The sequence below is a fragment of the Streptomyces corynorhini genome, assembly GCF_003346515.1.
GTDB lineage: Bacteria > Actinomycetota > Actinomycetes > Streptomycetales > Streptomycetaceae > Streptomyces > Streptomyces corynorhini.
Genome location: NZ_QQNA01000106.1, coordinates 18,615 through 30,697, shown reverse-complemented (window position 1 = coordinate 30,697; position 12,083 = coordinate 18,615). Strand labels below are relative to the sequence as shown.

Here is a 12,083-nt window from a genome sequence, read left to right as displayed (position 1 = left end):
CGTCGCGTTCCTCGCCCTCGTGGTCTCCCGGGCCGCGGCCCGCCCGGCAGGTTATCCGAGCGGGGATGCCGCGGCGCGGGACGCCCGGTCCCGACCCGTGGGCCGGGCCGGGACCGGGCGTCCCGCACTCAGGAGACGGACGGGGGCCGCGCGGATCACAGAAATCCGCGGGGTTTCCCCGGAGCGCCTTCGGAACGCGTCGTGCGGAGCGCACCGTCCGCACCGTCCGCACCGTCCGGACGGTGCGGACCGGACGGACGGGTCGGACGGGTCGTCAGGAGGCGTCGACCAGGTGGTGCGGCGGCACCTTGACCGTACGGGCGCCGGACTCACCGCCCAGAATGACCTCGCGCAGCGCCACGTTGTTGGTCAGATCCGTCTCGTGGAGCCGGTTCTCGGGGTTGGCGAGCACCTCGATGTAGTACGTGCCGTTCGGCAGATCGGTGATCTCGAAGGACTGGCCGGGACGGTACTGCGTGTACGTGTCGCCGGAGCCGACGTCGAGCACCTCACGTACGGAGATCGAGTTCTCCACGCCGCAGGCGGTGGACAGATCCGTGTTGTTCGGGTGCCAGTTGGCGTTCTCCACCGTGTAGTCGATGGCGTCGGTGTTGGCGAGGCAGAACGCCTCCTTGCCGCTGCGCACGACCTCCTTCTGATCGGCGCCGAGCAGCCGGTAGCTGGCGAAGTCGGTGAAGTGCCAGTGCTCGTGCCCGACCCGCGCGTCCCACTCCATGGTGCCCGCGGGCGCGTATCCGACCTGCTTGCCCTGCGCGTCGTGGAAGTACTGGTAGGCGTCCATCAGGTCCTCGCCCGGGCTGCGGAAGCCGTCCACGACCAGGGGGGCCGGGCCCGCGTTCCACACGTTGGCGCTGAAGGCGAGGTAGTCCTTGTCGGGGTCGTCCCCGTCCTCGCCGTCGGTGACGGCGATGTCGTACGCGGGCAGCGCGCGGAGGTCGGGCATCGGTACGTCCGGCACGCTCGCGCGGCCGGTGGGGCGCTCGGCCGCGGCCTTGAGCGCGGGCGCGATCCGGGAGCCGTCCGTACGTCCCGGCCCGTCACCCGCCTCGGCGGCCCGGGGACCGGCCACCAGCGCGTGCGGCGCGGCGGGCGGCGTCGGGGCGTCCGCGCCGCGGCTCTGGTGCCCGCCGTGGCCGCTCGCGCCCAGGGAGTGCCCGGGAGGGGCCGCGGCGTGCGCGCCATGGCCGGAATGCGCGGAATGCGCGGAGTGCGCGGAGTGCGCGGTGGACGACTTCGCGGAGTCCGGACCCGCGGGCGCCAGGCCCACGCCTCCGCCCTCCTCGTCCCACGTGCGCTCGCGGACGGTCACCTTCACCGTCCGCTCCTCGTCGGCCATGCCGAACAGCTTCCGGTAGTTCTCCGCGACGGCGACCTTGGCGGTGTACTGCCCGGCCGGCAGATCGACGGGCTCGGAGTCCCAGCCCTGATTGGTGTTGGTCGCCCAGCCGTTCTCGACACCCCACACCGAGCCGAGGGTGAAGGGGTTGGTGGGACAGCTCTCGGGATACGGCGACGTGGACGGGGCGTCGGGCCGGATCCGGCCCGACGCGTTGTTCGGGCAGAACGTCTCCGTGGTGTTCAGGACCTCCTTGCCCGACGCGTCCTCGAAGCTCACCCGGAGGAAGTCGGGCAGCCCGGAGAAGTCCTTGACCAGGCCCTCCGGAAGCGTCGTGGACCGCGAGGTGTCGCCGTCCCCGACGATCTGCCGGGCGATCACCGGCTCCTCGTAGGACGCGCGGGTGACCCGGAACTCCAACGGCCCGCCTTCGGCCGTGATGTACGTACCGAGGTCCAGATAGACCCCCGGTTCGCCCTCCCAGCGATCCAGTGTGACCGTCTTGGAGGCGGCGAGCAGGCTCAGCCGGGGGCCGGACTCCGCCGCCCCCGCGACCGGAGCCGCTCCTGCCACGCCCGCGACCACGGAGAGCGTCGCCGCGCCGGCTATGGCCGACCGGCGTATCCGGTGGTGGTGTCTCGTCATCGATTCCTCGTTCCGTGCGTGCCGCAAGGGCATCGAGTGGGGATCGGACGCCGCACGGATCCACCCGGTACGTCACGGTATGCACCAGGTAAATCTGTGAGCGACCTGTGAGATCCCGAAAGAATCGATTCGGTTGGCCGACGGTCGTCAAAAGTCAGATCTTGACCGAAAGTTGTCTTCGAAGGGATGGATCAAGCCACGCGCCGGTGCCCGCTCGCGGTCGGCGGTGAGCCGGAGCCCTATCCGTCCACGCGCTCCAGCACGACGACGGGAACCACTCTCCCGGAGGCCGCCTCGAACTCGGCGAACTTCGGGACGAGCGCCACCTCCCTCGCCCAGATCCGCTCGCGCTCCTCTCCCCGCGCGAGCCGGGCCACCGCCGACACGGTCTGCGTGCCCACCTCGACGGTGACCCGCGGGTTCGCCATCAGATTGCGGTACCACGCCGGATCGCGCGGACTGCCGCCGTGGGTTCCGAAGACGGCCCAGCCGTTGTCGACCGGCTGGAAGAACAGCGGGTTGATCCGCTCGCGCCCGCTCTTGGCGCCGATGTTGTGCACCAGCACGAGCGGCATGCCCCGCTCGTCGAAACCGGGTATCCGGGGCGGGACGGGGCGGCCTCCGGCGAATTCCTCCTCGCTGCTCCAGGGCACGTACCCGGCGTTCGCCCGGAACTCGGCGATGATCCGTTCGTTCCAGGTGTTGCCGTCGGGTGCCGGGGCGTCGTTCGCGGTGGTCGTGGACGGACGGGACATGGCATTCCTTCTCTATCCGGAGCACGTGCTCCTCAAAGTAGCACGGAGCGGAGCGCGTGCTCCGGATAAGCGGGGTAGGCTCGGCGTCATGGCAGTGGACGAACCGGAAGGCACCACCAGGCGGCGCGCACCGCGCGTCGACGCGCTCCGCAACCGCGAGGCGATCATCGAGGCCGCCTCCGCGGCCCTTGCCGCGCAGGGCACCGCGGTGGACGTACGAGAGATCGCCGGCCGCAGCGGCGTGGGGATGGGCACCCTCTACCGGCACTTCCCGAAGAAGGAGGACCTCGTCCAGACCGTCCTGCGCAGGGACTTCTCCCGATGGGCGGACTCCGCACGCCGGGCGGCCGTCGACGCCCGGGACCCCTGGGCGGCCTTGACCGACTTCTACCAGCAGGCCCTGACCGGTTACGCGCGCCACTGCGCGATCATGGAGAACTTCGCACTGACCTGGTCGGTCCCCGATCTGGAAGGCATCCAGCAGCTTCGCCTCGTCATCGAGGAACTACGCGCCCGCGCCGCCGACGTGCTGCGCCCCGGCGTGACCACCGACGACCTGCTGCTCCTGCTGGTCTCCCTGGGGCACGCCGTGCGGGTCACCGACGAGTGCCGCCCGCACCTGTGGAACAGGCTGCTGCACATCTCCCTCGCCGGACTCCGTGCCGACCACGGCGAACCCCTTCCCGACGAGGCGGCACCCGCGCTCCGGCTCCCGTGAAGGTGAGCGGTCGTCGAAGACGCAGGCGACGACGGCGAACACCGAGACACCCCACACCGCCACGGATCACGGGACAGGGACAGCCCTCAGCTCGGAAACGAACGCCCGCTCCCGCCCCCGCTCATCGCGACCGCCGCAGCGTCAGCCGGTACGTCAGCGGCGAGCGGCCGGTGATCAGCACCCGTATCCCGTCCGGGGTCAGCGAACCGCCGAGCCAGGTGTAGCGCTCGCCGGGGTCCACCACCGGCGGCTGCCTGCCGCCCTTGCCGTTGCCCGGCCCGAAGACGACGTGGTCGTCGCCGACCGCGTACCGCGCCTCGCCCGAGACCAGTTGGTACGTGTCGGCCGCGCCGGACACCGGTTCGAGCCCCTCCCCGGTCAGCCGACCGCCGCGCCGGAAGCACAGCTCCAGTGCCAGCGGCACCTCGGACTCCGTCACCTCGAAGGACAGCTCCCAGCCGTCCGCCCGCTCCCGCACCAGCACCTCGGTCCGCAGAGTGCGGTACTCCTTCTCCCGGTGCGGGAAGTCCATCGCGGACCAGAACCGGCCGTCGTCGGTGAGCGGATACGCCCCGTCCCGTTGCCGGTGACGGCGCGGCAGCGGCTGATGGAACCCGGCCCGTACCCGCGCGCGCAGCCGCCAGCCGTCGCCGTCGCGCTCCAGACTCTCGGCCCGGAAGTGCCCCAGCGAGAAGAACTGCGGGGACAGCCGTACCGAGTCGAGGATCGCCGCGCCGTCGCGCATCTTGAAGAAGGTCGGATTGGACGACAGCCCCGAGGAGATGGCGTGCCGCTCGGGTAAGTCCGTACCGCCGAACACGCTCGCGCTGCGCTCCCCGCGCCGCACCCGCACCAGCCGGCAGGAGCGGTCGTGGTGGGTGAAGTCCGTCGGCACGGACGTCGCGCGCGGCAGCTCGCGGGCCAGCTCGGGGCGGTCGAGCACCTCGGCGAGCCGGTCGCCGAGCGGGGTCTCGCCGAAGGTCTGCCCGGCGCCGCGCCCGCGCAGCAGCGCGGCCATCGCGGCGAACCGCCCGTCCCCGTCCCGGATCGCCATCTCCCGGTACTGCAGCCAGAATTCGGGCACGTAGCGCAGCGCCGTCTGGTCCTGGCGCCGCGAATGGACGCTCTCCACCTCGCCGTTGGGCTCGGTGACCAGCAGCGTCGCCGCCAGGTTGGCGCGTACGGGCGCGTACAGATCCGGGCGCCCGTGGTGCCGGGCGAGCGTGAGCAGCGCCGGGTTGGTGACGACCGCCGAATAGGTGGGGCTGCGCTCGCTGTACTCACCGCCGGGCAGCAGGTCGATGCCCTCCGCCAGCCAGTCGTCGATCCGCCGGGCGTACGAGCGGTCCGGCCACCGCTGGTGGATACGGGAGAGCGCCGAGCACACCAGCCACCGGTGGTTCGCGGTGTGCACCCCGCCGGTGGCGAGCCCGGGGCCCGCCTTGCGCAGGATCCGCTCGACCGTGGCGCGCACGCCCCCGGTGGGCCGGTGGCCGTCCTCGGCGAGCAGGCTGTACGCGATGTTCAGATCGACGATGGAGAAGGCGGTGTCCGGCGGCGAGTGGACCGCTCCCTGATCCCACAGCCCGTCGTCGAACTGCTCCTCGGCCAGGGCGTCCGCGATCCGTCCCAGCGGCTCCAGCAGGGCGGCGTCGCGGTGACGCGCGGCGGCCCGGTGGACGTAGACCGAGGCCAGAGTGCGCAGCGAGCGGGCGGCGGCGCGTGCCTTGCCCTTGTCGCGCAGCTCCGTCAACTGGTCCCGGTGGTCGCCGAGCACGGCCGTCGCCCGGGTGTCCGCCGCCGTGGTGAGGAACGCGAGGAAGTCCTCGTCCACCCGGTGCCCCGGACCGGACTCGGTGCCGGGGCCCGGCCCCGCCGCGTCTCCGGCCGCCGCCGTGCCCTGACCCGCCGTCGCGGCGAGCCCCGTCGCGGCGGCGGTGGTCGTGGCGAGGAACGTTCTGCGGGGAATCACGCGGCCTCCTGCTCAGGGGGTACGGACAGGTGCTTCCGGGCGGGCCGGGTGCCGCCCGCGCGCCGCCGCGCACCCGCGTCCCGTACGTCGATCGCCGTGAGCGCGAGCGCCAGCGGCCCCGGCGCCAGGAACGCCAGCGGAAGCATCATCCACGCGCACAGCACGGCAGCCGCCAGCGCCAGCAGCACCAGCGCGCTGCCGCCCGGATCCCGTACGGCGTCACCGGCCGCCCGGCGCACCGCGGCCCGCCAGTCGGTCGCCGACTCGGGGCGGGCGCACGCGCGCAACGCCACCGCCAGCGCCCCGGCGCCCGCGAGCGCGGCCACCACCGAGAAGGCGCGCGCCCCCGGCAGCCCCGCCGCGGCGAGCGCGAGGTCCGCCGTCAGCAGCAGCACACCGGCCAGCGCGGTGAACCCCGCGACCAGGTCGCGGCCCAGTGGCCTGCGCCGCAGCAGCGCGAGGTAACGCCCCGCGGTCACCGGCCGGTTGTCGCGGAAACCACGCAGCACCGCACACGCGGTCGACAGCGCCGCCGGGACGGTGACCACCGGCAGACAGGCCAGGGCCGTCACGACACCGATGCTCAGCACATCGGCGAACAGCGTGGTGCGCGGCCCGAAGATCTCACCCGGCTCACGGGTCCGTGCCGCGCTCATCCCTTCACCCCCGAGCTGGCCATGCCCTCGACCAGGAACCGCTGGAAGGCGAGGAAGAACAGCACGATCGGCAGCAGCGCGATCACCGACATCGCGAACATCGGCCCGAACGCCGACTGGCTGGAGGCGTCCACGAACGAGCGCAGCGCCAGCGTCAGCGTGAACTTCTCCGGCGAGAAGAGATAGATCAGCTGGGTGAAGAAGTCGTTCCAGGTCCAGATGAAGGTGAAGATCGCCGTGGTGATCAGGGCGGGCCTGGTGAGCGGCAGGATGATCTGGAAGAAGCTCCGGAACGGGCCGCAGCCGTCGATCCTGGCCGCCTCCTCCAGCTCCCGGGGCAGCCCCCGCATGAACTGCACGATGAGGAAGACGAAGAACGCCTCGGTCGCCAGGAACTTCGGCAGGATCAGCGGCCAGTAGGTGTTCACCATGCCGAGCTGGTTGAAGATGATGTACTGCGGGATCAGCACCGCGTGGTGCGGCAGCATGATCGTCGCGATCATGAAGGCGAACAGCGGGCCCCGGAAGCGGAACCGCAGCCGCGCGAAGGCGTAGGCCGCCAGCGAACAGCTCAGGACGTTGCCGAGGACGGCGCCGCCCGCGATGAGCAGGGAGTTGGCCAGCAGCTGCCAGACGCTCACCCCGTTCACCCCGTCCAGGGCGGTCGTGTAGTTCGACCACTCCAGGTGGCTGGGCAGCAGATCGAGGCTGGCGATCACCTCCTTGGCGGGCTTGAGCGAGGTCGCCAGCAGCCAGGCCAGCGGATAGAGCATCACCACGAGCACGGCCAGCGCCCCGGCGTGCAGCGCCACCCGGGGCCAGTGGACGCTCCGGCGGGCCCCGGCGGGGGAGCCCCCGGCGGGCGGGGTGGTTCCGGTGGGCAGGACGGCGGTCATCGGCCCTCCTCGTCGGCGTAGAAGACCCAGGAGCGCGAGGTGCGGAACATCACCGCGGTGACCGCGCCGATGGCCAGCAGCAGCACCCAGGCCATGGCGGAGGCGTAGCCCATGTGGGACGCGACGAAGCCGCGGTCGTAGAGATAGAGGGTGTAGAAGAGCGTCGAGTCGGCCGGTCCGCCCTTGCCGCCGCTGACGGCGAAGGCCGGGGTGAAGACCTGGAACGCCTGGATGGTCTGGAGGACCAGGTTGAAGAAGACCACCGGCGAGAGCATCGGCAGGGTGATGGAGAGGAACTGCCGCCGTCGGCTCGCCCCGTCCACCGCCGCGGCCTCGTACAGCTCGCCGGGGATCTGCTGGAGCCCCGCCAGGAAGATCACCATGGGCGCGCCGAACTGCCACACCGTCAGCAGCGCCACGGCCAGCATCGCCCAGCCGGGCCGGTTGACCCAGCCGCCCGTGCCGAGCAGGTTGTCGACCGTACCGCCGTCGTTGAAGATCGCCCGCCAGACCAGCGCGATCGACATCGAGGCGCCGAGCAGCGAGGGCGCGTAGAACGCCGACCGGTAGAACGCCTTGCCGCGCCGCATGGATTTCAGCGCGACCGCGACGGCCAGCGCGACCGCCAGTTGCAGCGGCACGGCGATCACGACATAGGTCAGGGTCGAACCGACCGAGCGCCAGTAGCGGGGGTCCTCGGTGAACATCTGCGTGTAGTTGCGCAGCCCCACCCAGTGCGGCGGGTCGAACATGTCGTAGTCCGTGAACGACAGGTACAGCGAGACGGCCATCGGCAGCAGCGTCAGCACGCTCGCGCCCAGCACCCAGGGGGAGAGGAACACCCAGGCCGCGCCCTCGCGGCGGCGTCCGCCGCGCTTCTTCGGCGGTGTGCCGCGCCCCTCGCGTGCCGGGGTCACGGGTATGTCGGTGGTGGTCATCTACCTCAGCTCCGCCTTCGCCTCGGTGACGTAGTTCTCGGCCGCCTCGCGCGGCGACATGCGCCCGAACGACACCTGGTCGTAGTCGCGGGTGAAGGTGTTCTGGAGTGCGCTGTCGCCCGCGGGCGGCGCCTGCGGCGGGGCGTCGAGGGTGCCCTCCACCGAGGACTGGTAGGCGGCGACCGTCGTGTCGAAACCTTCGAGGCCGGGCACCACGTCCCTGCGGATCGACTCGTTGACCGGGATGCCCCGGGTGGCGCCGAGGATCTTCGCCGCCTCCTTGTCATTGACCATGAAGTCGATGAGCCGGGCAGCCTCGGCGGGATGCGAGGTGTTCGCCCCGGCGCCGATGAACATCGACGGTTTGAAGTACTGGCCCGGAGTGCCGTCCTGCCACACCGGCATCGGCGCCAGCGTCAGTCCCTTCCCGACGAGGTCCTGGAACCCACTGGACGGCGCGTCCCAGTTGAAGTCGGAGACGGCCTTGCCGCGCCCGAGCGGCGTGTTCTCCACCGAACCGTCGATCTGGGTCGTCTGCTCGGCGGGCGAGACCGCGCCCTCGCGCCGCAGTCCGTCGGCAAACGTCCACCAGCGCGTCAGGTCGTCGGCGGTGAAGCCGAGCCCGCCGTCCGGCGTGTACAGGGACTTGCCCTGGCCGCGCAGCCACACCTCGAAGCAGTCCTCGCTCTGGCCGGGGTCGATGGAGCCGGGCTCGCCGCTCACCCGGGCCACCTCGCGCACACGGTCGGCCCATTCGTCCCAGGTCCAGCCGGCCCGGGGCAGCGGAACCCCGGTGGCCTTCCACCGGACGGCGTCGTACACCACCGCCTCGGTGCCCCGCGCCATCGGGATCGCGTACTGCGTACCGCCGAGCCGGCCGGTGGCCAGCAGCCCCTTGTCGATCTCCGCGGTGCTCAGCTCCGCCGACCGCTCGCCCAGGTCGAGCAGGACCCCGCCCGACGCGTACTGGTCGATCATCCGGTAGTCCAGCTGCATCACGTCGGGGGCGTCGCCGCCGGCCGCCTGGGTGGCGAGCTTCTGCTTGTAGGCGTCGTAACCGGCGAAGGACGTCTGCACGTCGATCCCGGGGTGCCTCTTCTCGAACAGCGCGACGGCCTGGTCGGTACGGGCGGCACGGTCGGGGTTGCCCCACCACGTGTAGCGCAGCGTGACCTTGCCGCCGCCCCCGCTCGTGTCGTCGGAACCGCCGCAGGCGGTGAGCAGAGCGCTGAGCGCGAGGGCCAGCAGGAGCGCGCAGGACCTCTTTGTCCTGTGTCCGGGCATGCTGAACTCACCTCTCCTCTCGGTAAGTCGATGGTGGTAGGCGCTGGTGCGCGGGGGTGACGGGGTGGCCCGGCCGCGTTACGCGTCGGGAACGGGGAGTGTGGTGCCGGGCAGGGCGTACTCGTCGCGCCGCCCGCACATGCCGTAGCCGCCCAGCCGGGTGGGGGCCGCCGCGTACATGTCGGAGCCGGCCAGATAGCCGGGCTCGCCCGCCTCCAGCGCGTCGAGCTGCGCGCCGGTGCGCTCGGCGGTGGCCAGCGCCCCGGCCCGCCACAGCTCACGCCAGGCCGGGACCTTCGCGCGCACGAGCCGGGCGGCGGCGCGCTGGAAGGCGAGGTACGGACCGTTGTCGCCCGCTTCGAGCGCCCGGCGCAGGACCAGATATCCCTCCACCGCGAGGTCCCGGCGCCGCAGGGCGGCCGTCTCCGCCTCCGGCCCGGACACCGCGGGCAGCGCCGCGGCGGCGGCGTAGCGCTCCGGATCGTCGAGATAAGAGGGCGGGAAGGTGAAGACCGCGTCGCCCGCCTCCGGCAGCCCGCTGTTCTGCATCAGTACGGTGATCCGCAGCCCGCCGCCCTGCACCATCCGGTGCACGGTGCCCGGGGTGAACCAGGCGACGGCACCGGCCTGCAACGGGGTCTCGCGGTAGCCGTCGGGGCTCAGGGTCTGCACCGCGCCCCGGCCGCCGGTCACCACGTACGCCTCGGTGCACACCAGATGCAGATGCGGCGATCCGCCGCACACACCGTCGGCCGCCTCCCAGTCGTAGGCGCTCAGATGCGACAGCCCGACCGCCCCGGGCAGCGGGTGCGGCAGGCTCACCATGTCAGCCCCTCCAGGTGCGCGCCCACCCGGTCCCGGTCCCAGGCGCCGTCGGCGACGACCAGCCGGTAGCGGTAGGCGAAGGACTCGCCCGGTTCCAGCGCGAACTCGTCGAAGAACGCCCACGAGAACGCGACGGTCGGGATCGGCTCCGCGCGGACGAACCAGTGCGAGGCGTGCGCCGCGCTGCCCTCCTCGCCCTCGGGAGCGTGCGCGAAGACGAGGGTGGAGTGCGCGTCGACGTCGTCGTGCTCGGCGGTGTAGGCGAGCCACGGGCCGCGCGTGCCCATCAGCCCGTGCTCGCCGCGCGCCGGGTCGCCGGGGCCGAAGACCGTACCGCCGGTGAAGTCGCGCGGGCCGCGCCACTGCAGACCGGTGTAGCCGGCCATCTCCCGGCCCGCCGTGGTCGGCGAGCCGAAGCGCAGCGGTTCGTCACGGACGTTGGTGAGCCGGATCGACCAGTCCAGCGCCCACGCCCCGGCCGCCGGGTCCACCGAGTGGACGGTGATGCCGCGCTCCTCGCGCGCCCACTCCTGACCGCCGTTGGCCACCCAGGTCAGCTCCTCGGCGAGGGTGAACCGGTCGTCCCGCACCGCGAGGACCGGGAAGGACTCGTGGCGCATCGAGCCGACCCGCTCGGGCAGGGCGAGATAACCCTCCCCGTGCACATAGGAGTTGCCGCCCCAGAAGTTCTGCCCCGACAGATGACTCGCGGTCATCTGGAGCCCCTTGTGCCACCGGTGGTCGCTCGGCCGGTAGCCGCTGACCCGCTGCCCGCCGAGGGTGCGCAGCGGATGGATGTACGGTTTGCGCGCCTCGAACGCGTCGGGGTCGGGCCGGTACACGTAACGCAGCAGCTCGACGCCGCCGGAGCGCACCGTGATGTCCTCGCCGTGGGTGTGGGTGACCTGAATCGTCATCGCCGGGGGCTCCAGTCCTGGTGGTCGCCGTGCATGGCCGTGTAGTAGGGATCCCCGGGCGTGATGCCGCCCGCGTGCACGGGCCGCCCGGTGAAGGCCGCCTTGTAGAGGGCGGCGGCGAATTCGAGGGTGGAACGGGCGGTCGGGCCGCTGCCCGGCGGCCGGGTCCCGGCCTGCCGCGCGTCGAGGACCGCGCCGAGCTGCGCGGTGTGCGAGCTGGGGACGTCCGCGGCGGGGGAGCGCCAGGCCCGCGCCCGCTCGGGCGCCACGTGCGGGGCCGGGGTGTAGGTCCAGTCCTGGTTGGTGTGACCGTACAGATGGGTCAGCTCGACCGTCGCGTCGGCGCAGTCCACCCGGATGCGGCTGACCTCGTGCGGGGACAGGACGCTGTTGACGACGGTGGCCAGCGCGCCGTTGGCGAACCGCACCAGGGCGGTCGAGACGTCCTCGCTCTCCGTGTCGTGGACCAGCCGGGACGCCATGGCCCGCACCTCGGTCCACTCGCCCAGCAGATGCAGCAGCAGATCGTACTGGTGGATGCCGTGCCCCATGGTGGGCCCGCCGCCCTCGGTGGACCACCGGCCGCGCCACGGCACCGCGTAGTAGGCGCTGTCGCGGTGCCAGGTGGTCTGGCAGTGCGCCACCAGCGGTGCGCCCAGCTCCCCGCTCGCCAGCAGCTGCCCGGCGTGGACCGCCCCCGAGCCGTACCGGTGCTGGAAGACCGCGGAGGCGTAGGCGCCCGAGGACCGCTCGGCCGCCTCGATCTCGTCGTACTCCGCGAGGGTGAGACACAGCGGCTTCTCGCACAGCACCCAGGCGCCCGCTCTCAGCGCGGCGACGGTCTGCTCGCGGTGCAGCCACGGCGGGGTGCCGATCAGGACCAGATCGGGTCGTTCGGCGTCCAGCATGGCGCCCAGGTCGTCGTATCCGGTCACCTCCGACTTCGCGGCGGCGGCCGTGGCGCGGAACGCGGCGAGCCGGTCGGCGTCCACCTCGACGGCGGCGACCAGTTCGACCCGGTCGCCGTGGGCGGTCAGGGCCGGCAGATGGCTGCCGGTGACGATGGCGCCGGTGCCGACGACGGCGGCGCGGAGACGGTCGGGCTGGCGTGGCATGTACG

At 72.3% G+C, this 12,083-nt stretch carries 11 protein-coding genes; 1 reads left to right on the top strand and 10 read right to left on the bottom strand.

The genetic code is table 11. The annotated features are described in order from the left end of the window. Positions 1 to 274: 274 nt before the first annotated feature. The gene (locus DVH02_RS15120) at positions 275 to 2,002 is read right to left on the bottom strand and encodes a lysyl oxidase family protein (protein WP_114624339.1); all 1,728 of its coding nucleotides are present in this window, start codon (positions 2,000 to 2,002) and stop codon (positions 275 to 277) included. 239 nt (positions 2,003 to 2,241) lie between these two features. Further along, complete coding sequence (locus DVH02_RS15115; RefSeq protein ID WP_114624338.1) at positions 2,242 to 2,757, bottom strand: nitroreductase family deazaflavin-dependent oxidoreductase; 516 nt, start codon at positions 2,755 to 2,757, stop codon at positions 2,242 to 2,244. An 88-nt stretch (positions 2,758 to 2,845) separates the two neighbouring features. On the opposite strand from DVH02_RS15115, the gene DVH02_RS15110 reads away from it, so the two are divergent. Then, positions 2,846 to 3,475 (top strand): TetR/AcrR family transcriptional regulator, encoded by a 630-nt coding sequence (locus DVH02_RS15110; RefSeq protein WP_114624337.1) that lies wholly within the window; start codon positions 2,846 to 2,848, stop codon positions 3,473 to 3,475. Between the two features lie 121 nt (positions 3,476 to 3,596). On the opposite strand, the gene DVH02_RS15105 is transcribed toward DVH02_RS15110, so the two are convergent. From DVH02_RS15105 to DVH02_RS15070, 8 genes are all read right to left on the bottom strand, one after another. Then, a complete protein-coding gene (locus DVH02_RS15105) occupies positions 3,597 to 5,447 on the bottom strand; it encodes a hypothetical protein (protein WP_199566288.1) in 1,851 nt (616 codons plus the stop codon). Further along, on the bottom strand, positions 5,444 to 6,103 hold the full coding sequence (locus DVH02_RS15100) for a hypothetical protein (protein ID WP_233518231.1): 660 nt from the start codon (positions 6,101 to 6,103) through the stop codon (positions 5,444 to 5,446). Before DVH02_RS15100 ends, DVH02_RS15105 begins: the two co-directional genes overlap by 4 nt. Beyond that, a complete protein-coding gene (locus DVH02_RS15095; protein ID WP_233518232.1) occupies positions 6,100 to 6,876 on the bottom strand; it encodes a carbohydrate ABC transporter permease in 777 nt (258 codons plus the stop codon). The genes DVH02_RS15100 and DVH02_RS15095 overlap by 4 nt, the downstream gene beginning before the upstream one ends. A 119-nt stretch (positions 6,877 to 6,995) precedes the next feature. Next, on the bottom strand, positions 6,996 to 7,937 hold the full coding sequence (locus DVH02_RS15090) for a carbohydrate ABC transporter permease (RefSeq protein ID WP_114624336.1): 942 nt from the start codon (positions 7,935 to 7,937) through the stop codon (positions 6,996 to 6,998). Next, positions 7,938 to 9,221, bottom strand: a complete 1,284-nt coding sequence (locus tag DVH02_RS15085; protein ID WP_114624335.1) for an ABC transporter substrate-binding protein — start codon at positions 9,219 to 9,221, stop codon at positions 7,938 to 7,940. Positions 9,222 to 9,299: 78 nt separating this feature from the next. Then, positions 9,300 to 10,046, bottom strand: a complete 747-nt coding sequence (locus DVH02_RS15080) for a cupin domain-containing protein (RefSeq protein WP_114624334.1) — start codon at positions 10,044 to 10,046, stop codon at positions 9,300 to 9,302. Continuing rightward, the gene (locus DVH02_RS15075; RefSeq protein ID WP_114624333.1) at positions 10,040 to 10,963 is read right to left on the bottom strand and encodes a DUF6807 domain-containing protein; all 924 of its coding nucleotides are present in this window, start codon (positions 10,961 to 10,963) and stop codon (positions 10,040 to 10,042) included. The genes DVH02_RS15080 and DVH02_RS15075 overlap by 7 nt, the downstream gene beginning before the upstream one ends. Continuing rightward, complete coding sequence (locus DVH02_RS15070; protein ID WP_114624332.1) at positions 10,960 to 12,078, bottom strand: Gfo/Idh/MocA family protein; 1,119 nt, start codon at positions 12,076 to 12,078, stop codon at positions 10,960 to 10,962. The genes DVH02_RS15075 and DVH02_RS15070 overlap by 4 nt, the downstream gene beginning before the upstream one ends. Positions 12,079 to 12,083 lie beyond the last annotated feature (5 nt).